Origin of the sequence: Williamsia sp. MIQD14, assembly GCF_051025635.1 — a bacterium.
Lineage (GTDB): Bacteria > Actinomycetota > Actinomycetes > Mycobacteriales > Mycobacteriaceae > Williamsia_A.
This window is the reverse complement of record NZ_JBPFDG010000005.1, coordinates 270,285-292,802: the sequence shown is the minus strand read 5'-3', so window position 1 is coordinate 292,802 and position 22,518 is coordinate 270,285. Positions and strand designations below refer to the sequence as shown.

Genomic DNA, 22,518 nt, shown 5'->3' with positions numbered 1-22,518 from the left:
ATGAGCGACACCCAGACCCCCGCCGAGGTGAGCACCTCGTTGCCCAGCATCGACGACGTCGAGGAGGCCATGCGCGATGTGGTCGACCCCGAGCTCGGCATCAACGTCGTCGACCTCGGCCTGGTCTACGGCATCGACGTCGACTCCGACGCCAAGGCCAAGATCGACATGACCCTCACCTCGGCCGCGTGCCCGCTCACCGACGTGATCGAGGACCAGTCGCGCGCCGCGGTCGTCAGCAGCGGCCTGTGCACCGAGTTGGAGATCAACTGGGTGTGGCTGCCGCCGTGGGGACCGGACAAGATCACCGACGACGGCCGCGAACAGCTCCGGGCTCTGGGCTTCACCGTCTGACCCGCACGATCGGCGGTGGATGCTCACACCGGCCCCGGACGGCCGGTCGACCCTCGCGAGGAGTCGGATGGTGACGCGCCGACAGGTCGCGACGAGAGACGTGCGCGCAGGCTGCGACGGTGGCACCAGCCGCCGGCACCGGAATCCCGTGTCGATCGCCTGATTCGCGAGGCCTCCGAGCGCGGCGATTTCGACGACCTGCCCGGACTGGGCAAGCCTTTGGATCTACGTGGTCTCGACGACCCCGACTGGTGGGCCAAGAAGAAGATCCGGGACGAGGGGCTCGACTCGTCGGTTCTGCTGCCGGCCACACTGCAGTTGCGGCGCGAACGCGAGGAGTACCCGGAGTCGTTGCGCGACATCCGCGACGAGGAGGCCGTGCGCCGCATCCTCGTCGATTTCAACCGCAGGGTGAAGCGCGAGCGGCTGGCGCCGTCGCTCGGTCCGGCGTCACGCATCGTCGTGTCCACCATCGACGTCGAGGACATGGTGGAGCGATGGCGAGCACTGCTGCGCCATAGACACCAGTGACGCACCCTCGGTGGCGGCCAAATAGTTGTAGTGGTAACAATGATTGTTATGACTACAACTGTTTCACCGCAGAGCTCTCATCGGCCCCTCGACCGCATCCTGCTGGTCGGCGCCTCCCGCGGCTTGGGTCTCGCCCTGGCTGACGAATGGTCGCGTCTCGGACGGGAGGTGGTGGCCACCGTGCGCGGGACCGAACGCACACCGCTCCACGACCTGGCCGATCGCGACGACCGGTCCATCGAGATCGAGACCGTGGACATCACCGCGCCCGAGCAGATCGCCGCGCTGCACGAGCGTCTGTCGGAACGCACCTTCGACCTGGTCTTCGTCAACGCAGGCGTCACGAACTCCCCCGAGGGCACCGTCGCCGAGACGACCGACGAGGAGTTCGCGCGCGTGATGATCACCAACGCCCTGAGTCCTCTGCGAGTCATCGAGACCCTGGCCGACCTGGTGGAGCCGGATGGCACGATCGGCGTCATGTCGTCCGGGCAGGGGAGCGTCACCAACAATGTGCACGGTGGCCACGAGGTCTACCGCGGGAGCAAGGCGGCGCTGAACACCTACATGCGCAGCTACGCGGCGCGCCACGGGGACGAGAAACGATCGCTCGTGCTCATGGCCCCGGGATGGGTCCAGACCGATCTCGGAGGCGCCGACGCCCGGCTGACGGTCGACGAGTCCATCCCCCACGTCGTGCGGACGATGGACGCGCTCGCCGGGACACCCGGTCTGCGCTACGTCGACTACCTGGGACGGACGGTGCCGTGGTGAACGATGACGTCACCGACGGCGAACGAGTGTGGTCGCTCATGTACCGCTACGTCGAGGCCCAGAACCGACGAGCCGAGTTCGCCGACACCCTCGGTTTCCGACTCGGAGGCGGCCGCGGCAAGGTGCTGTTCGGGCTGCGTGAGCACCCCATGACGCTGCGCGAACTCGCCGAGGCGAACAACGTCGACGCCCCGTACACGACGCTGATCGTCGACAAGCTGGAACGCCATGGCCTGGTCGAACGACGTCCGCACCCCGACGACAGACGACGCAAGCTCGTCACGCTCACCGATGCGGGTCGGGCGGCCGTGGAGACGGCCGACGCGGTGATGGCACGGCCACCGGCGTCGGTGGCGGCACTGTCCGGCGACGAGCTCGACCACCTCGCGGAGCTCCTCAGCCGGCTCCTGGCCGCTGACAGCCCTCACGCGACCACGCACCAGGCCACCACCGACCATCCGACCGCCGACGATCCGACCGCAGAAGACGACTGGTCACCACCGCGGCAGGGCGGTGGCTCCCCGCGCGACCCGTAGACCCAGTCGCGGCCTGGCGAACCATGCCATGGTCATCATCGCGGCCATCACCCCGGACAGGTCGTCGCGGCTGCTGAGATAGGCGTGCTGACGCTCGGGTGGCATCGCGAAGAACGCGTCGAAGAACGCGACCGTCGAGGGTCCGTCGAGTTGCAGGAGCGAGTTGAGCCCACGTCGGCGCAGCGCATGGACGCCCCGCGCACCGGTGGGCCACAACGCCCGGCTGATGTCGTGGCCGCCCACCAGTGCCTCGACGACCGTGTCGGTCCACTGCAGGGATGTCGCGACGCTGTAGCCCGTCGCGGGGTGCATCAGCCCGCCCGCGGCGCCGTGGGTGGTGGGCCGCTGCTCCCACGGTCGTGCCCCGCCCGCGGTGAGGGCGAAGTGCACGCGCTCTATCGCGTCGTCGGTCTCGTACCCGCCGACCTCGACGCCGGAAGCGGCCAGTCTCCGGTGCAACCGCGTGCGCAGTTCACCGACCCCGACCGCCGGGTCGCCGGCCAGACACGTCTCCTCCACCAGGACGCGACCACTCGAGACCGGGACCACGTAGAGGAAGCTGGGTTGCGCACCCGCCCAACCGTTCTCCGAGCGCCAGTCCATGAGCACCGCGTGGTCGTCGCCGAGCAGGGGCGCCGCCGCGGCGGCGGGCAGGAACACGCCGTAGGCGGTCTGCGCGGGCCCCGCTGTCGACATCGCGCCGCGGGCGTCGACGACCGTGCCGGCCGTCACCGGGGGTCCGTCGGTGAGCTCGACGCGATCGGTGGCGAGACGACCGGCGGTGCCGGTCACCACGGTGACGCCGTCGAGGACGAGGGTGTCGACGAACGTCTCGGAGAGCACCGAGTACCCGCGGTCGATGCGGTGTCGGTCAGGGGAGTACACCGCGATCGACGGCACGGCGTGCTCGATCGCGGCCGGCTCGAGCCACGAGGGCAGTTCGTCGGTCCACGCCGAGTAGGTCGCCCGCCACGGCCTGTGCGGCGCGCGATCGATCAACGCGACGTCGAGACCGGCGCGCACGGCACGGTGCGCGAGGGCCCGTCCGGCCGGGCCGGCGCCGACGACGGCGACATCGTGTCGGCGACGCGCGGCGTCAGCCACCTGCGGCCAACATGCCTCCGTCGATGCGGATGGTCTCGCCGGTGATCCAGCTCGACTCGTCTCCGACGAGGAAGGCCGCGAGCGACGCCACATCCTGCGGGACACCGAGTCGTCGGAGGGGATACCGCGAAGCCACCGCCTCTTCGTCCGCCGCGTAGAGCGCTTCGGCGAACTTGGTCTTCACGACGCTGGGGGCGATCGCGTTGACACGGATGCCCGGACCGAGCTCGGCGGCGAGTTCCTCGGTGAGACGGATGACCGCCGCCTTCGACGCACCGTAGGCGGCGATGACCCCCGTCGAACGCAGGCCCGCGGTGCTGGCGATGTTGACGATCGCACCGCCGTGGGCGCCCATGCCGGCCCGATGGCATTCCTGGATGTAGCCGAGCATCGCGACGACGTTCACGTCGAAGATCTTGCGGACCGCATCGAGGTCGGCATCCATCAGTGCGCCGTAGACCGGGTTGATGCCGGTGTTGTTGACGAGGATGTCGACGGTCCCGGTGTGCGCGGCGGCCGCGGCCACCGCCGAGGCGCGGTCGTCGGCGGATCCGGAGTTGCCGACCGAGACGGTCACCGCGGCGCCGGGCACCTCGCCGCGTATCGACTCCGCCGCGGCCTCGAGCGCGTCGGCCTTGCGGGCGGTGATGGTGACGGCGGCCCCGCGTCGGGCGAGTTCGGCGGCGATCGACAGGCCGATGCCCCGGCTCGCCCCTGTCACCAGCGCGGACTTGCCGGTGAGCGCGAGCCCGTCGGAGGGGGCCACGGCATCGGTCGGGGGGCTGGGAGGTGTTGATCCGGTCACATCGGCAACCGTAGTCGAGCCCGTGAGCACCCACCCGTGGCGACGGTGGGAAAAGACCTGCGCAAACCCGCGTAAAGTCAGTCGACGTGATCACGGCAACCGACCTCGAGGTACGCGCAGGAGTGCGCACGCTCCTCAGTGTCCCGGGACCGGGGATCCGCATCCAGCCCGGCGACCGCATCGGCCTCGTCGGCCGCAACGGCGCCGGCAAGACCACGACGCTGCGTGTCCTGGCCGGCGAGGGCGAGCCCTACGCGGGTTCGGTCAGCGTCATCGGCGAGATCGGCTACCTCCCGCAGGACCCCAAAGAGGGTGACCTGTCGATGCTGGCCAAGGACCGCGTGCTCTCCGCCCGAGGTCTCGACACCCTGCTGCGTGACCTGGAGAAGCAGCAGGCGCTGATGGCCGAGGTCGCCGATCCGGCCGCGCTCGATCGCGCGGTCCGCAAGTACGGCGAGCTCGAGGACCGGTTCTCCTCGCTAGGCGGGTATGTCGCCGAGTCGGAGGCGGCCCGGATCTGCAACAGTCTGAGCCTGCCCGACCGCGTGCTCGAGCAACCCCTGCGGACCCTGTCGGGCGGCCAGCGCCGACGGATCGAACTGGCACGCATCCTGTTCGCGGCGTCCGACGGCAGCGGCGGCAAGTCGAACACCACACTGCTGCTCGACGAGCCCACCAACCACCTCGACGCCGACTCCATCGCATGGCTGCGGCAGTTCCTGCACAACCACGAGGGTGGACTGGTGGTGATCAGCCACGACGTCGACCTGCTGGCCGATGTCGTCAACCGGGTATGGTTCCTCGACGCCGTGCGCAGCGAGGTCGACGTCTACAACATGACGTGGAAGAAGTACCTCGACGCCCGCGCGACCGACGAGCAGCGCCGCAAGCGTGAACGCGCGAACGCCGAGAAGAAGGCCGGGGCGCTGCGCGTGCAGGCCGCGAAGATGGGCGCGAAGGCCACCAAGGCCGTCGCCGCGCAGAACATGCTCAAGCGCGCCGACAAGATGATGAACGAACTCGACGCCGAGCGGGTGTCGGACAAGACCGCGAAGATCCGCTTCCCCGAGCCCGCGGCGTGCGGCAAGACGCCGCTGATGGCGTCGGGGTTGACCAAGATCTACGGCTCGCTGGAGATCTTCACCGGAGTCGACCTCGCGATCGACAAGGGATCGCGTGTGGTCATCCTCGGTCTCAACGGCGCGGGCAAGACCACGCTGCTGCGACTGCTGGCCGGTGTCGAGAAGCCCGACACCGGGACGCTCGAACCCGGGTTCGGCCTGAAGATCGGCTACTTCGCCCAGGAGCACGACACCCTCGACGACAGGGCGTCGGTCTGGGAGAACATCCGCCACGCCGCCCCGGACGCCGGCGAACAGGACCTGCGTGGACTCCTGGGTGCGTTCATGTTCACCGGTCCGCAGCTCGAGCAGCCCGCGGGCACCCTGTCCGGCGGTGAGAAGACCCGTCTTGCACTGGCCGGCCTCGTGTCGTCGGCGGCCAACGTGCTGCTGCTCGACGAGCCGACCAACAACCTCGACCCGATCTCGCGTGAACAGGTGCTCGACGCCCTGCGGACCTACGCCGGGGCCGTGGTGCTGGTGACGCACGACCCCGGTGCCGCCGCGGCCCTGGAGCCCGAGCGGGTGATCCTGCTGCCCGACGGCACCGAGGACCACTGGTCCGACGAGTACCAGGAGCTCATCGAGCTCGCCTGACGACCCTGTGCGGAGAGGAGCTCCTCCGGAAAGTCGCAGAGCTCATCGAGCTCGCCTGACGACTCTGTGCGGAGAGGAGCTCCTCCGGAATGTCACAGAGCTCATCGAGCTCGCGTGAGCATCACTCGTACAGCTTCGTCAGCTCCCGTTTGACCAGTTTCCCGGTGGGCGTGCGGGGGAGTTCGTCGACGAAGTCGATGGTGCGCGGTGCCTTGTAGGCCGCCAGCGACTCGCGGGTGTACTCGATCATCTCCTCGGCGAGGGCGGGGGACGGTTCGACGCCCTCCTCGAGTTGGACGCACGCCTTCACCTCCTCGCCGAACTCGTCGTTCGGCACACCGATCACGGCGACGTCGAAAACCGCCGGGTGACCGATGAGGATGTTCTCGGCCTCCTGCGGGTAGATGTTCACCCCGCCGGAGATGATCATGAACGCCTTGCGGTCGGTCAGGTAGAGGAACCCGTCGTCGTCGATGTGACCGATGTCGCCGGTCGTGGCCCACAGCGGATGCTCGGGATGCTGTGCGGCACGGGTCTTCTCGGGATCGTTGTGGTACTCGAAGGCCTGCGCCTCGCGCTCGAAGTACACCGTCCCGGTCTCGCCGACGGGAAGGTCGGCACCGTCGTCACCGCACACGTGGATCACGCCGAGCAGGGGCTTGCCGACCGAACCCGGGTGTGCGAGTGCTTGTTCGCTGTTGATGAACGTGGCGCCGACGGCCTCGGTCGAGGAGTAGTACTCCTCGATCACCGGTCCCCACCAGGCGATCATGGCCTGCTTGATGTGGATCGGGCACGGAGCGGCGGCGTGGATCGCGACCTTCATCGACGAGACGTCGTACTTCTCGCGCACCTCCGCGGGCAGCTTGAGCATGCGCACGAACATGGTGGGCACCCACTGGCTGTGGGTGACGCGGTACTCGTCGATCAGTGACAGCGCCGTCTCGGCGTCGAACCGGTCCATCACCACCACGGTGCCGCCGACGGACTGGGTCATCCCGCAATAGCGCAGCGGTGCAGCGTGATACAGCGGCGCCGGGGAGAGGTACACGGTCGAGGCGTCGAAGCCGTACATGGGGGCGAAGATCGCGGTGTAGATGTCGGGGACCTCGTCGACCTGCCCCTCGGGCAACGGCGGCCGGATGCCCTTGGGGCGGCCGGTGGTCCCCGAGGAGTAGAGCATGTCGTGACCGCGGGGCTGATCGCCCGGCGTGGTCGGCGATGCCGCGGCGAGGATGTCGTCGTAGCTCTCGAAACCGTCGAGGCCGCCCCATGCGATGCGATGACCGATCGATCCCACCTTGCCGCTGTGCGCGACGGCGTCGGCGCATGCCGCGGACGCGAAGAGTACCTGCGCACCGCAGTCGCCGAGGATGAAGTTGGTCTCCACCGCGGTCAGGTGGTTGTTCACCGGGGTGATGTACAGCCCGGAACGCAGTGCGGCCCAGTACACCTCGAACACCCGTAGATCGTTGTCGGAGACCAGGGCGATGCAGTCGCCGCGTCGCAGCCCGAGTTCGTGGAGGTGATTGGCGAGCCGGGTCGACCGCTCGTCGAGTTCGGCGTAGGTCAGCTGCTGTCCGGTCGACGGCATGATCGCCGCCAGTGCGTCAGGGGTGGTCGCTGCGAACACTCCAGGGAACATCGATGGCCTTCCGATCGGAAACGACCGAGCGATCACTCGGTGACCCCGATGGTAACGACCGATCCGCCCCGCGGGGGCGAAGTAAGTGAACTTACGTTTCGGGCAGTGGTGCGTTCAGCGGTTGCGCGACCGACCCTCGTGGGGGAACAACTGTCGACGGATCCCGCCCCACCACAGACCGGTGAGCACGAACAGGACGAGTGCGAGCACCCACAGCCAGGTCGTCGAGGTGATGAGCCCGAGGAAGAGGAGGACCGCGGCGAGCGCGGTGGCCCCGTAGCCGATCGCCACGCCGGGGCCGAATCGCCGGTTCTGCGCCATCATGGACGTGACGTTAGCCGAGGTCAGGAACCATTGCTCGCGATCGGAGGGTTCAGCCCGCGGTGCCCCGCCGGACCGACTCCTCGACGAGGTCGAGGACGGCGTGCAGGTCACCGGTGTCACGCCCCGACGCGAGACGGGTGATCATCCCGTCGAGCACGAGGTCGAGGTAGGCGACGATGGTCGCGGTGGGCACGTCGTCACGCAGGCGGCCCGCGCTGCGCTGGCGTTCGAGGCGGGCGAGGGTGGCGGTCTCGAGATCGGCCGACCGGTCGAGCCACTCCGACCGGAACGCCGGATCGGTACGCAGCTTCCGGGCGATCTCGAGTCGGGTCCCGAGCCAGTCGAACTCCTCGGGATGGTCGAGCATGTCGCGCATGACCTGCACGAGCCCCTGATCGGCGGCGACGTCGGCCATGCGTTCGGCGTCCTCGTGGGCGAGCGCCAGGAACAGCGCCTCCTTGTCGCGGAAGTGGTGGAAGATCGCGCCGCGCGAGAGCTCGGTCGCCTCCTCCAACCTCCGCACCGTCGCGCCGTCGTAGCCGTACTCGGCGAAGCACCGGCGCGCGCCGGCGAGGATCTCGCGACGACGGGCGGCCAGATGGTCCTCACTGACCTTCGGCACGAGACGACCCCCTGTGTCGACGGTGGTGAACGGACGGGCGATGGACGGGCGTGGGGAGATACGACACACCCGGTGGTTCCGGCGTGTGCCGAGACCACCGGGTGTGGACGTACATCGAGAACCGGTGTGTCAGTTCTTGATCATGTTGCGCAGCACGTACTGCAGGATGCCGCCGTTGCGGTAGTAGTCCGCCTCGCCGGGGGTGTCGATGCGGACGACCGCGTCGAACTCGACGGTGGAGCCGTCGGTCTTGGTCGCGACGACCTTGACCGTCGACGGGACACCGCCGTTGTTGAGCTCCTCGATACCGGTGATGTCGAAGGTCTCGGTGCCGTCGAGCTTCAGCGACCCGTGCGACTCGCCCTCGGGGAACTGCAGCGGGATGACGCCCATGCCGATGAGGTTCGAGCGGTGGATGCGCTCGAAGCTCTCGGTGATGACCGCCTTCACACCCAGCAGGCTGGTGCCCTTGGCGGCCCAGTCACGCGACGACCCGGTGCCGTACTCCTTGCCGCCGAGCACGACGAGCGGGGTGCCCTGCTCGGCGTAGTTCTGTGCGGCGTCGTAGATGAACGACTGCGGGGCGTCGTCCTGGGTGAAGTCGCGGGTGTATCCACCCGAGACACCATCGAGCAGCTGGTTCTGCAGCCGGATGTTGCCGAACGTCGAGCGGATCATCACCTCGTGGTTGCCGCGACGGGCGCCCAGCGAGTTGTAGTCCTTGCGCTCGACCCCGTTGGCGTCGAGATACTGCGCCGCGGGCGTGCCCGGCTTGATCGTCGAGGCGGGGGAGATGTGGTCGGTGGTGACCGAATCGCCGAGCTTCGCGAGCACACGGGCGCCCTTGATGTCGGTGACCGGGGCCGGCTCGCGCTCCATGCCGTCGAAATACGGGGGCTTGCGCACGTAGGTGGACTTCTCGTCCCACTCGAACGTCTTGCCGTCCGGGGTGGGCAGCCCGCGCCAGCGCTCGTCGCCCTTGAACACGTCGGCGTAGTCGGCCGCGTACTGCTCCGGTGAGATCGACTCGGAGATCGTCTTCTCGATCTCCTCACCCGAGGGCCAGATGTCCTTCAGGAAGACGTCGTTGCCATCGGTGTCCTGGCCCAGGGGATCGGACTCGAAGTCGAAGTCCATCGTCCCGGCGAGTGCGTAGGCGATGACCAGGGGCGGCGACGCAAGGTAGTTCATCTTCACGTCGGGGTTGATACGACCCTCGAAGTTGCGGTTGCCCGAGAGCACCGCGGTCGCGGTCAGATCGTTCTCGTTGATCGCCTTCGAGATCTCCTCGGGCAGCGGGCCCGAGTTGCCGATGCACGTGGTGCAGCCGTAACCGACGAGGAAGAAGCCGAGCTTCTCCAGGTACGGCCACAGACCGGCCTTCTCGTAGTAACCGGTGACGACCTGCGAACCCGGCGCCATCGAGGTCTTGACCCACGGCTTGCTGGTGAGGCCCTTGTCGACCGCGTTGCGGGCGAGGAGGCCGGCACCGATCATCACCGACGGGTTCGAGGTGTTGGTGCAGCTCGTGATCGACGCGATGGTCACGATGCCGTGGTCGAGGATCATCTTGCCGCGCTCGGCGGACTCGACCGTAACGGGCTTCGACGGACGACCCTGCGCGTTGCGGGCGGCCGAGTGCAGCGGGGCGGCATCGTCGTCGGCGAACGACAGCGCAGCCGGATCCGATGCCGGGAACGTGTCCTCGACGGCCTCGTCGAGCTTGGTGTGCTCGGCCGAGTTGCCGTTCTCGACGTAGTTGTGGATGTCCTTGCGGAACGCGTTCTTCGCGTCCCACAGCTCGATGCGGTCCTGCGGACGCTTCGGTCCGGCGATCGACGGGACCACGTCTGCGAGGTCGAGCTCGAGGTACTCCGAGTACACCGGCTCCTTCTCGCCGTCGTGCCACATGCCCTGTTCCTTGGCGTAGGCCTCGACCAGCGCGAGCTGCTCCTCGCTGCGGCCGGTGAGACGCAGGTACTTCACCGTCTCCTCGTCGATGGGGAACATCGCGCAGGTGGAGCCGAACTCGGGGCTCATGTTGCCGATGGTGGCGCGGTTGGCCAGCGGCACCGCGGCGACGCCCTTGCCGTAGAACTCGACGAACTTGCCGACGACACCGTGCTTGCGCAGCATCTCGGTGATGGTCAGGACCACGTCGGTGGCGGTGACGCCGGGCTTGGTCTCGCCCGAGAGCTTGAAGCCGACGACGCGGGGGATGAGCATCGAGATCGGCTGGCCCAGCATGGCCGCCTCGGCCTCGATACCGCCGACGCCCCAGCCCAGGACGCCCAGACCGTTCTCCATGGTGGTGTGCGAGTCGGTGCCGACGCAGGTGTCGGGGTAGGCCTGTCCGTTGCGGACCATGATCGAGCGGGCGAGGTGCTCGATGTTGACCTGGTGGACGATGCCGGTGCCCGGGGGGACGACCTTGAAGTCGTCGAACGCGCCCTGGCCCCAGCGGAGGAACTGGTAGCGCTCCTCGTTGCGCTGGTACTCAATGTCGACATTGCGCTCGAAGGCCTGCGCGTTGCCGAACGCCTCGATGATGACCGAGTGGTCGATGACCATCTCCGCCGGCGCGAGGGGGTTGACCTTGTCCGGGTCGCCACCGAGCTCCTTGACGGCCTCACGCATGGTGGCGAGGTCGACGATGCAGGGCACGCCCGTGAAGTCCTGCATGATCACGCGCGCCGGGGTGAACTGGATCTCGATGCTCGGATCGGCCGAGGGGTCCCATCCGGCGATCGCCTGGATGTGGTCCTTGGTGATGTTGGCGCCGTCCTCGGTGCGCAACAGGTTCTCGGCGAGGACCTTGAGGGCGTAGGGGAGTTTGTCGACGCCGTCGACCGCGCTCAGCCGGAAGATCTCGTAGGAGTTCTCACCGACCTCCAGCGTTCCCTTGGCACCGAATGAATCAATTGACGAGCTCACAGAACACTCCACTCTCGCTTCGGTCGGCTGGGCGTGGCCGACGACTTGCCGCCGGCGGGCTGGCCGACGCTGTATGCGGGGCACCGGTCTCACGAACTCCGATGCGTGCCGTCAGTCTAGCAGTACGCGCGTACTGGTTGAATCGATCCCGGTGAAAACTCGGCGCGTCCGGGTGAACAGCGGGTGTGGGTGTCACCGAGTGGGTGAACCGGCACATCTGCGATTGTGTCGTACTGTGCCTCTTGATGTGAGCCTGTTGCACGGGGCTCGACCGGACTGCCCCGAAGGGAACGACACGCCATGGCCCCGACCTCGCTCCCGTGGCATCAGACGAGTCCGGCGCACACGGTGACCGGGCTGCACACGATCGTCCCCGACGACGTCGACCTCGGCGCCATCGAGCGCGGCCTTGCCGACGATCACGTCGACGCGCCGGCCGAGGTCACCCCGGGACTGGCGGACGTCGTGGCGAAGGCCAAGGGGGAGGGGCACGACATGTATTTCGTCGTGCTGACCGAGACCCAGCCGAAGTTCACCTACTACCGCGACATCGCGACCGCACTGCAGGAGAAGACCGGGGGCACGGTCGTGGTGTTCGGACCCAACACGCTGGGCACCGCGTCCGACGACTTCAGCCGGGTGCAACTCGAACAGGCCCAGGACAATCTCTCCGTCGCGAACCCCACCGCGGCCGCCGACACCCTGCTCGATCGGATGACCGACCAGACCCAGGTGCCGTGGACGGTGGTCACCGTTCTGCTCGTCGTGGCCGTCGCGATCGGTGCCGTCGCCGCACGCGTCATCGGACGCCGTCGGTCGGCGGGGTCGGCACCGAGACCCGCACCGGTCACCGCCTCGGCGCCCGGCGATCCCGCGGACCCGAAGGCCTCGACGCCCGAGGCCTGATCCGGCCACGCGACGCCGCGGCGATGCGTCCGTTCGCACGTATCGCACCGCGCAATCGGTGGGATCATCGCCGCCCTTTCAGAAATCACACGTGTGTGATTCCCGAAATGCTTTCGTGATGAGCGCCAGTTCACGGCATATCCGCAGGTAATCACCCCATTGTAATTTGTGACTCATGTTTCACTCGGGACGATTGTGGCGTACGGTTCGAGCTGTCATTGATGGTGTTGATGGGGAAGTTGACATCTTTCGTGACGCAAGTTCGCGGTCGTGTTCGGTGTTTCCGACTGGAGTCCGGCGCCCTCTCGGGGCGTCGGCCGGCGACCGCACGTCAGTTCTGCGAGGGAGTCATCTGTGAGGCGACGTTCCGCATCGGGCTGCCGATCACGTTCTGTGTGGTCGAGCCCGCGCCGCCCGTCACACGCTGCTCGGGATCGTCGGGGTCCCGCCGCTCACGTGTTCGGTCTGTCCGAATCGGGGGTCCGACTGTTGTCGGCCCTCGTCCTGTCGACCCTGGTGGCGATAGGTCTGCTGGGATCCGGGGCGGCCACCGCCGCGCCGGGGGTGGACGCGCCACGCGGCCCCACCGGCATCGCGGCGCTCATCAACCAGATCGCCGACACCGATCAACACCTCGCCGACCTCGACAACTCGGTGGCATTGAAGCGTGAGTCGGTCAACCGCACCCTCGTCGACCTGCAGAACGCCCGCGATCAGGAGCGTCTCGCCTCGCTGGCGGTCACGGGATCGAAGGACGCGCTGAGCCGCGCCGACGGTGCGATCGCGCAGGCGCAGAAGGGCTTCGACGACTTCGTCCGCGACCTCTACCGCCAGGGCAGCAACCAGGCGTCGATCGCCAACGTGCTCTCGGCCGCCGACCCCGGCGCCGTGCTCGACCGTGCCGGCGTGATCGATCAGCTCACCCGCGACCAGCAGGCCACCATCGAGAAGTTGAAGGTCGCCCGCAACGAGAAGGCCAACCGGGTCGCCACCGCCACCGCGACACGTCGCCAGGCGGCGTTCGCGACATCGACGTCCGCGCAGCGCAAGGACGACGCGCTCGGCGCGATCGCCCAGGCGATGGCCGCGGTGAAGTCCGAGTCGGCGAAGAAGGCGTCGCTGGCCGCCGCCCGCGACGAGGCGCAGCGGCAACTCGACGCCCTGCGTGGGCGTGCCGCCGCCGCACCGGCCCAGAACGGGACGGCACCGGCGCAGGCCGGAGCCCCCGCGGCGCCGACGCCCGAGGGTGTCGCCGCCGTCGTCCCGGGCCGCCAGGACGCCGCCGCACCGCTGCCCGGCCGGGTCCCGGCCGCGGCCGATCCGCTGCAGTCCGCCATCGCGACCGCCGCACAGTCGGCGTTCCAGGTCGCCGCGCAGGCGGCGGCGAAGCTCGCCGTCGACGCCGCGCAGCAGGTCCTCGCCTCGGTCGTCGCATCGATCCAGCGACCCCACACCGACCTCGACGGGACGAACCAGGGCACCACCACCTCGCCCGGTACCGGAGGCGCGACGTCGATCACCCCGGGTGTCACCGGTTCGGCTGCCGTCGAGATCGTGGTCAACCGCGCGCTGTCGCAGCTCGGTGTCACCTACGCCTGGGGTGGTGGCAACGCCAACGGCCCCACCAAGGGCATCCGTGACGGCGGTGTCGCCGACAGCTACGGCGACTACAACAAGAGCGGCTTCGACTGCTCGGGCCTGATGATCTACGCCTTCGCGGGCATCGGCATCTCGCTGCCGCACTACACCGGCTACCAGTACACGTCGGGTCCGAAGTTCCCGCTCTCGCAGATGCAGCGTGGGGACATGATCTTCTACGGCCCCAACGCCAGCCAGCACGTCGCGCTCTACCTCGGCAACAACCAGATGGTCGAGGCGCCGCAGTCGGGCAGCGTCGTCAAGATCTCGCCGCTGCGCACCAGCGGGGCGATGCCGTCGGTGGTCCGACTCACCGGATAGCGCCTGCTCGCACGCGAGGTGGCCGGGTCCCGCTCGCGGGTACGGCTACTCTCGGTGAGGTCAAACTCGACGCACCGGCGGCAATCGGAGGATCTCGCGTGGCGCAAACGCACGACGGCAGTGATCGGCAGAACGGGAGCGGGAGCGGCTCGGCCCTCACCGAATCCGACGTGAAGCTGCTCGAGCGCACGATGTTCGAGGTCAAGCGCGTCATCGTCGGTCAGGACCAGCTCATCGAGCGGATCCTCGTCGGCCTGCTCGCCCGCGGGCACATCCTCCTCGAGGGTGTCCCCGGCGTCGCCAAGACCCTCGCCGTGGAGACCTTCGCCCGCGTCATCGGCGGCAGTTTCTCCCGCGTCCAGTTCACCCCCGACCTCGTTCCGACGGACCTCATCGGTACCCGCATCTACCGCCAGGGCAAGGAGGAGTTCGACACCGAGCTCGGCCCGGTGGTCGCGAACTTCCTGCTCGCCGACGAGATCAACCGCGCCCCGGCGAAGGTGCAGTCGGCACTGCTCGAGGTGATGGCCGAGCGGCACCTGTCCATCGGCGGCGTCACCTACCCCATGCCCGATCCGTTCCTGGTGATGGCGACCCAGAACCCGATCGAGAACGAGGGCGTCTACCCGCTCCCCGAGGCGCAGCGCGACCGGTTCCTGTTCAAGGTCCTCGTCGACTACCCCTCGGTCGAGGAGGAGCGGGAGATCGTCTACCGGATGGGCAACGTGCCGCCGAGCGCGAACGCCGTCCTCGATCCCGAGGCGACCGTGCGCCTGCAACGCGTCGCGGCCAACGTGTTCGTCCACCACGCGCTCGTCGACTACGTGGTCCGTGTCATCACCGCGACCCGCCGTCCGGAGACGGTCGGGCTCACCGACGTCGCGAACTGGCTGTCGTACGGCGCCTCACCGCGCGCCACACTGGGCATCGTCGCCGCCGCACGCGCCCTGGCGCTGGTGCGGGGCCGCGACTACGTCATCCCGCAGGATGTCGTGGAGATCATCCCCGACGTCCTGCGTCACCGATTGGTGCTGAGCTACGACGCGTTGGCCGACGAGGTCGACGCCGATCAGGTCATCGCCCGCGTCCTGCAGACCGTCGGTCTGCCGCAGGTGTCGGCTCAGCCCGCCGGCCCCGGACCGGTTGCGGGACAGCCGGATCCGCGTCAGCAGGGCCGGCCGGTACCGAACCAGCAGGTGCCCGCTCAGGCACCGGGGTCCGCGCCGCAGCAGGCCCCCTACGGTCAGCAGGACCCGCGGGCCACCGGTGGGTACCCGGCGCCGACCTACGGTCGCACCGACGCCGCCGATGGCCGACGCTGACCGTCTGCCGTCGTTCGGCGCGGGCACTCTCGACGACCCGACCCTGACCGCGGCTCTGAAGACCCTCGAGATCACCGTCCGGCGCAAGCTCGACGGTGTCCTGCAGGGCGATCACCTCGGGTTGATCCCCGGTCCCGGGTCGGAGCCCGGCGAGGCGCGCATGTATCAACCGGGCGACGACGTCCGTCGGATGGACTGGTCGGTCACCGCGCGCACCACCCACGCCCACGTCCGACAGATGGTGGCCGACCGTGAACTCGAGACCTGGCTCGTCGTCGACATGTCGGCCAGCCTCGACTTCGGCACGGTCAACGGCACCAAGCGTGATCTCGCCGTCGCCGCGTGCTCGGCCATCACCCACCTCACCCTGGGCGGGGGCAACCGCATCGGCGCGATCGTCGCCACCGGGGACCAGATCGTGCGTATCCCCGCCCGCGGTGGCCGGGCCCACGCGCTGAACCTCCTCAAGACCATCGCGACCACGCACCGCGCATCCGACGGCGTGCGGGGCGATCTCGACGCCGCGATCGAGGCTCTGCGGCGCCCGGAGCGCCGCCGTGGACTCGCGGTCGTCGTCAGTGATTTCCTCGGCCCGATCGACTGGGCCCGGCCGCTGCGCGCGGTCGGCGGACACCACGAAGTGCTCGGTGTCGAGGTCCTCGACCCACGCGACATGGAACTCCCCGACGTCGGGGAGATCATCCTGCGGGACGCCGAGAGCGGTCAGGTCCGCGAACTGACGGTCACCGACCGGATCCGCGACGATTTCGCGCGCGCGGCCCGCGCCCACTCCGACGAGGTGCACCGTACGCTGCGCACCTGCGGCGCACCCACTCTCGCGCTGCGCACCGATCGCGACTGGATCGCCGACGTGGTCCGGTTCGTGGTGCGTCGCCGCCGTGGCCTCGGTGCCGGGACGGGACGCTGACATGGTCGATCTCGCCACCCCCTGGTGGTTGCTGCTCGCACTGGTCGTGGTGGCACTCGCCGTCGGCTACGTCTACATGCAGCGGCGCAGGCACAGCCGCGCCATCCGGTTCGCCAACCTCGAACTCCTCGACTCGGTCGTCCCGCCGCAGCGCAACCGGCTCCGGCACGCCCCGATCGCGGTGCTGCTCGTCGGGTTGCTGCTGCTCACCATCGCGCTCGCCGGCCCCCAGGCCGACCGCAAGATCCCGCGCAACAAGGCGACGGTCATCCTCGTGATCGACGTGTCGCGGTCGATGAACGCGACCGATGTCGCTCCGACCCGCATCGAGGCCGCACAGCAGGCGGCCAAGAAGTTCGCCGACGACCTCACCGACGGCATCAACCTCGGGCTGATCTCGTACGCGGGCACCGCTGCCACGCTGGTCTCACCGACCCCGGACCACAACGCCACCAAGGAGGCGGTCGACAAGCTGCAGCTCGCCGACAAGACCGCGACCGGCGAGGGCATCTTCGCGGCGATCCAGCAGATCAAGACGCTCAACGCCGTCCTGGGCGGCGACACCGGCGCACCGCCGGCCCGGATCGTGCTGGAGTCCGACGGCAAGGAGACCGTGCCCGACGACCCCGACGACCCCCGTGGCGCCTTCACCGCCGCCCGCAAGGCGAAGGAGGAGAAGATCCCGGTCAACACCATCTCCTTCGGAACCCGAACGGGCACCGTCGATCTCGAGGGTGACCGCATCCCGGTGCCGGTCGACGACGATTCGCTCAACCGCATCGCGAACCTCTCCGGCGGCGAGTTCTTCACGGCGTCGAGCCTCGACGAACTGACCAGGGTCTACGACACCCTGCAGCAGCAGATCGGCTTCGAGACCCGACGCGGCGACAATTCCCGGCCATGGGTCATCGCGGGCACGATCCTGGTGTTGATCGCCGCCGTCGGTGCCATCGCGATGAATCGACGCCTGCCGTGACGGCGGAGACCGCGCGCCGGTTGTCCGGCGTTCGCGCCCGACCGATAGGTTGACCGTCATGGCAGACACCTCCACCTCACCCGGCGGATCCGAGAAGGTCTTACGATCCGTCCTCGTCACCGGCGGCAACCGTGGCATCGGACTGGCGATCGCCCAGCGACTCGCCGCCGACGGCCACAAGGTGGCCGTGACCCACCGCGGCTCCGGTGCCCCCGACGGTCTGTTCGGCGTGGTGTGCGACGTGACCGACGCCGACTCCATCACCGCGGCGTTCGCCGAGATCGAGAAGCACCAGGGACCCGTCGAGGTGCTGGTGTCCAACGCCGGCGTCACCGACGACACACTGCTGATGCGGATGAGCGAGGAGCAGTTCTCGAAGGTCATCGACGCCAACCTCACCGGTTCGTTCCGGGTGGCGAAGGCGGCGTGTCGATCGATGTTGCGCAAGCGATTCGGCCGTTTCATCTTCATCGGCTCGGTGGTCGCCACCATGGGTACCCCGGGTCAGATCAACTACGCGTCGTCGAAGGCCGGCCTCATCGGCATGGCGCGGTCGCTGACCCGTGAGCTCGGTTCGCGGTCGATCACCGCCAACGTCGTCGCGCCGGGATTCATCGACACCGACATGACCGCCGAGCTGCCGCAGGAGTACCAGGATCAGGCGCTCAAGCTGATCCCGGCGCAGCGGATGGGTCGCACCGACGAGGTCGCGGCCGTGGTCAGCTGGCTCGCATCCGACGACTCCTCGTATGTCTCCGGCGCCGTCATCCCGGTCGACGGCGGCCTCGGCATGGGTCACTGAACTCTCGCCGAACCTCCCACCACTTCCATCTGCATCCGACGTCTTAGGAGTCACACGTGAGCGGACTGCTCGAGGGCAAGACCATCCTGATCACCGGCATCATCACCGACTCGTCGATCGCGTTCCACGCCGCGGCGATGGCACAGGGGCAGGGCGCGAAGGTGATCATCACCGGCATCCCGCAGCGCCTGCGCCTCATCGACCGCATCGCCAAGCGGCTGCCGCAGGAGGTGCCCCCGGCCATCGGCCTCGACATCACCGACGAGGAGAACCTCGGCGAGTTGGCCGACAAGGTGCGCGAACTCGCACCCGAGGGTGTCGACGGTGTTCTGCACTCCATCGCGATGGCCCCCAAGAACCTCATGGGTCCCGACGCCGTGCCGTTCCTCGACGCACCCGGCCCCGACGCCGCGAAGTCGTTCGAGATCTCGGCGTGGAGCTACGCCTCGCTGGCGCGTGCGGTACTGCCGGTGATGAACGAGGGCGGGTCGATCGTCGGGATGGACTTCGATCCCCGTACGGCCATGCCGTACTACAACTGGATGGGTGTGGCCAAGGCTGCACTCGAGGCGGTCAACCGCTACGTCGCGCGAGAGGTGGGCGAAGCCAAGCGCATCCGCTCGAACCTCGTCGCCGCCGGCCCCATCAAGACGCTGGCCGCCAAGGCCATCGCGGGCACCGCGACCGACGACGCCAAGCAGCTGAACATGCTCAACGAGTACTGGGACGGCGCATCGCCGATCGGCTGGAACGTCGACGACCCGACGGTCGTCGCGAAGTCGATCTGTGCGCTGCTGTCGGACTGGCTGCCGGGTACCACCGGGTCGATCGTCTACGTCGACGGTGGCGCGAGCCACAACACCTGGTTCCCCGAGGGTTTCACCGGTTCATGACCGCCGCATCCGGCGACACCCCGTTCGACGCGATCCTGCTGCTGTCGTTCGGCGGGCCCGACGGTCCCGACGACGTGCGACCGTTCCTCGAGAACGTCACGCGGGGCCGCGGGGTGCCACCCGAACGACTCGACGCGGTGGCCGAGCACTACTTCCACTTCGGTGGGGTGTCGCCGATCAACGCCCTCAACCTCGACATCATCGAGCGCCTGCGCGCTGCCCTGCAGACCGCGCGGATCGATCTGCCGGTGTTCTTCGGCAACCGCAACTGGCACCCGATGGTCGAGGACACCGTGGCGGCGATGTACGCCGCGGGCCACCGCCACGTGCTGGTGTTCCCGACGTCGGCGTGGGGCGGCTACTCGGGCTGCGCGCAGTACCACGAGGACATCGCGCGGGCGCTGGAATCGCTGGCCGCGACCACGCCCGGCCTCGCCGACGACCCGATCACGCTGCGCAAACTCCCGCACTACTGGGACCGCCCCGAGATGATCAGCGCGTGCGCCGACGCGATCGCCGATGCCCGCACCCGACTACCCGCCGCGGTCCGCGACGACGCACGCCTCGTGTTCACCGCCCACTCCATCCCGGTGGCCGCCGATGTCGCCGCCGGGCCGCCGGAACTCGGGGGTCACCTCTACAGTCGTCAGGTCGCCGCGGCATCGGAAAAGGCCGCGGCCGCAGCCGGTTTCGGCGGGCACGACGTGGTGTGGCAGTCCCGGTCGGGTCCGCCGCAGATCCCGTGGCTCGAACCCGACATCTGCGACCACCTCGAGTCGATCGCGGCCGACGGCGCCGCGGCGGCCATCGTCTGCCCGATCGGCTTCGTCTCCGACCACCTCGAGGTGGTGTGGGATCTCGACACCGAGGCGGTCGAGACGGCCGGCGAGGTCGGGATCGCACTGGCCCGTGCGGCAACCGTCGGGGCCGACGACCGCTACATCGACATGATCGTCGCGCTGATCACCGATCAGCTCGAGGGGCAGACCACCGACGCCGCCGGGCTCGGGTGCACCGACAACGGGGCCCGCTGTGCCGTCGGATGCTGCGCCTCGCAACGTCCGTCACGACCCAGCTGAGCCGGTCAGTGCGGTGATCGCTCCAGCTCGGAGATGATCGTGTTGACCGCGGTCATGCGGGCCGTGCGGGTCAGCGACCGCAGACGTTCGAGAGCGGCGTCGACGCTGTCCTGACTGCCGGCGGTCATGCCCACCGCGGGGGTCCGCTCGCCGACGAGGGTGACGATGGCCGCGACCTGGGTCGCCTGATCCATCACCCGGATGATCCGGTCACCCGCCTCGGGCGGCAACTCGACACGGTCGATGTCGATGAGCGCCGTCAGCCGCGTCCGCAGATCGCTGGCCGACCGCGACCCCGGATCGATCGTGTCCAGCGTCGCGAACAGTTCGGCGGCGTCGCGCACCGCCTGCCGCAGTTCGTATTCCACGTCTCCGAGGCTCTCCACCGGGCCGCCGCGCACCTCGCCGAGGTGGTGCGCGGTCCACGAGAGCGACCCGGGCGCCACCGCCCGCACGACGATGCCGACGGCGTCGTCGCCCACACCGGTCCACAGCACCAGGACCGCTCGCGCCTCGAGCGCCACCGCGAGGGCGGCGGGGTCGGTGATCCCGCACGTGTCGCCGGCCGCGGGCATCAGCAGCCGGATCCGATCGGCGGTGCGGACCGCGCGCAGCAGCGCCCCGGTGCCGGATTCCGCCGCACCCACACCGATGATCGCCGCCGCGTCGGGGTCGGCGGCCGCGACCCGGTGACCGGGCGCGATGTCGGCCAACGTGTCGACGATGTCGTCGGGGGAGCGTCGGCCGCGGCGCCACAGGGCGCCGGACGTGGCGAGCCCGGTCAGTGCCCGCAGGCTGCCGACCCGGGGATCGTGGGTGGTGTCGGTCATCCCCGCCACGATAGCGCTCGCCCACGACACCGGGCGCGCCGAAGCCCGGCCCGATACGACCCGCACCCGGCGTGGCACCACCCGCTCCCGGGTGGCGAAATCTAGCGTCGACGCGTGCACAGCAACAGGTCCGCGGACCGGTACGGATCCGATGTCCTCGCAGGGCGACGCAGTCGCCGCCCACCCACACCCACCGTGGCCGCCGAGAGGGATCTCGTCGTGGAGGATGCGGCGACCGGCTTCTGCGGTGCGGTCGTCGGGATCGAACGGGGCAAGGACGTCGACCACGTCCGACTCGAGGACCGAGGCGGACGGACCAGACTGTTCGGCATGTGGCCCGCGGCCTTCCTCATCGACGGCGCGCCGGTCACCCTCACCCGACCGACCGTGGCGGCACCGACCACCCGGGCGCGCACGGCGTCGGGATCGGTCGCCGCCCCCACACAGCGGGCCCGCACCGCACGGGCGAGCCGCCTGTTCGTGGAGGGCGTCCACGACGCTGCTCTCGTCGAACGGATCTGGGGCGACGACCTGCGCGCCGAGGGGATCGTGGTGGTCAGCCTCGACGGACTCGACAACCTCGACGACGTGCTCGCCGAATTCGGTCCCGCACCGCATCGCCGGGCCGGTGTCCTCGTCGACCACCTCGTCGCACACTCCAAGGAGAGTCGACTCACCGAGAGTGTCGGACCCCACGTCCTGGTGTGCGGTCACCCGTTCATCGACGTGTGGGAGGCGGTCAAACCCGAACGGCTGCGCATCGACGCGTGGCCATCGGTGCCCCGGTCGGAGGAGTGGAAGGCCGGTGTCTGCGCCCGATTGGGGTGGGGGACACCGCAGGACGGATGGCGTCGCGTGTACGCCGCGGTCCGCGACTTCCGCGACGTCCGCGTGGAGTTGCTGCGCAGCGTCGAGGAACTGATCGACTTCGTCACCGCCGTACCGGAGTAGCCCCGGATCTCCCGGCCGCCGGGCGGATCCGACGGGCCCGGTCGCCATCGACGTCTCAGCGGCTCGTACGCGCGTTCTGGCAGTATGGGGTCATGTCCGCGCTCCTGTGGTTGGCCGCGGCACTGATCCTGGTCGGTGCCGAGGCGCTCAGCGGCGAGTTGGTGCTGCTGATGCTCGCCGGCGGTGCACTCGCCGCATCGGGTGTCGCCCTGTTCGACCTGCCGCTGGTGGTCGACGGCATCGTATTCGCGGGAGTGTCGGTGCTGCTGCTCGGCGCGGTGCGTCCGGTGGCGAGACGGCATCTGATGCGTCGGCCGATGTTGGCCACCAACGCCGAGGCGCTGCAGGGGAAGACGGCGACGGTGGTCACCACCGTCGACGGGCAGGGTGGTCAGGTGAGACTCGACGGCGCGGTGTGGTCGGCGCGTGCCCTCCACTCCTCCGACGTCTTCGAATCCGGCCAGGACGTCATGGTCATGCAGATCGACGGGGCGACCGCGGTCGTCTGGAAAGGCTAGGTGCGCA

The 22,518-nt window shown here is 69.0% G+C and carries 22 protein-coding genes; 15 read left to right on the top strand and 7 right to left on the bottom strand.

Annotated features, from left to right (window positions below; genetic code table 11):
- From ACQ7HM_RS18825 to ACQ7HM_RS18810, 4 genes are all read left to right on the top strand, one after another.
- Positions 1 to 354: a metal-sulfur cluster assembly factor gene (locus ACQ7HM_RS18825; RefSeq protein ID WP_434217771.1), complete on the top strand. Its 354-nt coding sequence runs from the start codon at positions 1 to 3 to the stop codon at positions 352 to 354.
- 111 nt (positions 355 to 465) lie between these two features.
- A complete protein-coding gene (locus ACQ7HM_RS18820; RefSeq protein ID WP_434217976.1) occupies positions 466 to 885 on the top strand; it encodes a DUF1992 domain-containing protein in 420 nt (139 codons plus the stop codon).
- A gap of 48 nt (positions 886 to 933) precedes the next feature.
- The gene (locus ACQ7HM_RS18815) at positions 934 to 1,659 is read left to right on the top strand and encodes an SDR family oxidoreductase (RefSeq protein ID WP_434217770.1); all 726 of its coding nucleotides are present in this window, start codon (positions 934 to 936) and stop codon (positions 1,657 to 1,659) included.
- Complete coding sequence (locus ACQ7HM_RS18810; protein WP_434217769.1) at positions 1,656 to 2,195, top strand: MarR family winged helix-turn-helix transcriptional regulator; 540 nt, start codon at positions 1,656 to 1,658, stop codon at positions 2,193 to 2,195. The genes ACQ7HM_RS18815 and ACQ7HM_RS18810 overlap by 4 nt, the downstream gene beginning before the upstream one ends.
- Here the strand turns inward: ACQ7HM_RS18810 and ACQ7HM_RS18805 are convergent.
- Both ACQ7HM_RS18805 and ACQ7HM_RS18800 read right to left on the bottom strand, forming a co-directional pair.
- A complete protein-coding gene (locus ACQ7HM_RS18805; RefSeq protein ID WP_434217768.1) occupies positions 2,154 to 3,299 on the bottom strand; it encodes a lycopene cyclase family protein in 1,146 nt (381 codons plus the stop codon). The genes ACQ7HM_RS18810 and ACQ7HM_RS18805 overlap by 42 nt on opposite strands.
- Positions 3,292 to 4,065 carry an SDR family oxidoreductase gene (locus ACQ7HM_RS18800; protein ID WP_434217975.1) on the bottom strand — a complete coding sequence of 258 codons (774 nt, stop codon included), beginning with the start codon at positions 4,063 to 4,065 and terminating at the stop codon, positions 3,292 to 3,294. The genes ACQ7HM_RS18805 and ACQ7HM_RS18800 overlap by 8 nt, the downstream gene beginning before the upstream one ends.
- 125 nt (positions 4,066 to 4,190) lie before the next feature.
- Here ACQ7HM_RS18800 and ACQ7HM_RS18795 point away from each other — a divergent pair, with 125 nt between their 5' ends.
- A complete protein-coding gene (locus tag ACQ7HM_RS18795) occupies positions 4,191 to 5,822 on the top strand; it encodes an ABC-F family ATP-binding cassette domain-containing protein (protein ID WP_434217767.1) in 1,632 nt (543 codons plus the stop codon).
- A 121-nt stretch (positions 5,823 to 5,943) separates the two neighbouring features.
- On the opposite strand, the gene ACQ7HM_RS18790 is transcribed toward ACQ7HM_RS18795, so the two are convergent.
- The 4 genes from ACQ7HM_RS18790 to acnA form a co-directional block, all read right to left on the bottom strand.
- Positions 5,944 to 7,467 carry an acyl-CoA synthetase gene (locus ACQ7HM_RS18790; RefSeq protein ID WP_434217766.1) on the bottom strand — a complete coding sequence of 508 codons (1,524 nt, stop codon included), beginning with the start codon at positions 7,465 to 7,467 and terminating at the stop codon, positions 5,944 to 5,946.
- A gap of 114 nt (positions 7,468 to 7,581) precedes the next feature.
- Entirely contained in the window at positions 7,582 to 7,791 is a 210-nt protein-coding gene (locus ACQ7HM_RS18785; RefSeq protein ID WP_434217765.1) for a hypothetical protein, read from the bottom strand.
- A gap of 49 nt (positions 7,792 to 7,840) precedes the next feature.
- Positions 7,841 to 8,413 (bottom strand): TetR/AcrR family transcriptional regulator, encoded by a 573-nt coding sequence (locus tag ACQ7HM_RS18780; RefSeq protein ID WP_434217764.1) that lies wholly within the window; start codon positions 8,411 to 8,413, stop codon positions 7,841 to 7,843.
- Positions 8,414 to 8,542: 129 nt separating this feature from the next.
- Positions 8,543 to 11,347: an aconitate hydratase AcnA gene (gene acnA, locus ACQ7HM_RS18775; RefSeq protein WP_434217763.1), complete on the bottom strand. Its 2,805-nt coding sequence runs from the start codon at positions 11,345 to 11,347 to the stop codon at positions 8,543 to 8,545.
- Between the two features lie 300 nt (positions 11,348 to 11,647).
- Between acnA and ACQ7HM_RS18770 the strand changes: the two genes are divergently transcribed.
- From ACQ7HM_RS18770 to ACQ7HM_RS18735, 8 genes are all read left to right on the top strand, one after another.
- Positions 11,648 to 12,253 (top strand): Rv1476 family membrane protein, encoded by a 606-nt coding sequence (locus ACQ7HM_RS18770; protein ID WP_434217762.1) that lies wholly within the window; start codon positions 11,648 to 11,650, stop codon positions 12,251 to 12,253.
- A gap of 456 nt (positions 12,254 to 12,709) precedes the next feature.
- The gene (locus tag ACQ7HM_RS18765) at positions 12,710 to 14,212 is read left to right on the top strand and encodes an NlpC/P60 family protein (RefSeq protein WP_434217761.1); all 1,503 of its coding nucleotides are present in this window, start codon (positions 12,710 to 12,712) and stop codon (positions 14,210 to 14,212) included.
- A 98-nt stretch (positions 14,213 to 14,310) separates the two neighbouring features.
- On the top strand, positions 14,311 to 15,534 hold the full coding sequence (locus ACQ7HM_RS18760; RefSeq protein ID WP_434217760.1) for an AAA family ATPase: 1,224 nt from the start codon (positions 14,311 to 14,313) through the stop codon (positions 15,532 to 15,534).
- Positions 15,521 to 16,462: a DUF58 domain-containing protein gene (locus ACQ7HM_RS18755; protein WP_434217759.1), complete on the top strand. Its 942-nt coding sequence runs from the start codon at positions 15,521 to 15,523 to the stop codon at positions 16,460 to 16,462. Before ACQ7HM_RS18760 ends, ACQ7HM_RS18755 begins: the two co-directional genes overlap by 14 nt.
- A gap of 1 nt (position 16,463) precedes the next feature.
- On the top strand, positions 16,464 to 17,438 hold the full coding sequence (locus tag ACQ7HM_RS18750; RefSeq protein ID WP_434217758.1) for a VWA domain-containing protein: 975 nt from the start codon (positions 16,464 to 16,466) through the stop codon (positions 17,436 to 17,438).
- A gap of 58 nt (positions 17,439 to 17,496) precedes the next feature.
- Entirely contained in the window at positions 17,497 to 18,240 is a 744-nt protein-coding gene (gene fabG1 / locus ACQ7HM_RS18745) for a 3-oxoacyl-ACP reductase FabG1 (protein WP_434217757.1), read from the top strand.
- Between the two features lie 56 nt (positions 18,241 to 18,296).
- A complete protein-coding gene (gene inhA, locus ACQ7HM_RS18740; protein WP_045822720.1) occupies positions 18,297 to 19,133 on the top strand; it encodes an NADH-dependent enoyl-ACP reductase InhA in 837 nt (278 codons plus the stop codon).
- Positions 19,130 to 20,212, top strand: coding sequence for a ferrochelatase (locus ACQ7HM_RS18735; protein ID WP_434217756.1), 1,083 nt, complete (start codon positions 19,130 to 19,132; stop codon positions 20,210 to 20,212). Before inhA ends, ACQ7HM_RS18735 begins: the two co-directional genes overlap by 4 nt.
- A gap of 5 nt (positions 20,213 to 20,217) precedes the next feature.
- On the opposite strand, the gene ACQ7HM_RS18730 is transcribed toward ACQ7HM_RS18735, so the two are convergent.
- The gene (locus ACQ7HM_RS18730) at positions 20,218 to 21,042 is read right to left on the bottom strand and encodes a serine/threonine protein kinase (RefSeq protein ID WP_434217755.1); all 825 of its coding nucleotides are present in this window, start codon (positions 21,040 to 21,042) and stop codon (positions 20,218 to 20,220) included.
- Between the two features lie 114 nt (positions 21,043 to 21,156).
- Between ACQ7HM_RS18730 and ACQ7HM_RS18725 the strand changes: the two genes are divergently transcribed.
- The gene (locus ACQ7HM_RS18725; protein WP_434217754.1) at positions 21,157 to 21,993 is read left to right on the top strand and encodes a DUF3097 domain-containing protein; all 837 of its coding nucleotides are present in this window, start codon (positions 21,157 to 21,159) and stop codon (positions 21,991 to 21,993) included.
- 92 nt (positions 21,994 to 22,085) lie between these two features.
- Positions 22,086 to 22,511: an NfeD family protein gene (locus ACQ7HM_RS18720; protein ID WP_434217753.1), complete on the top strand. Its 426-nt coding sequence runs from the start codon at positions 22,086 to 22,088 to the stop codon at positions 22,509 to 22,511.
- Positions 22,512 to 22,518 lie beyond the last annotated feature (7 nt).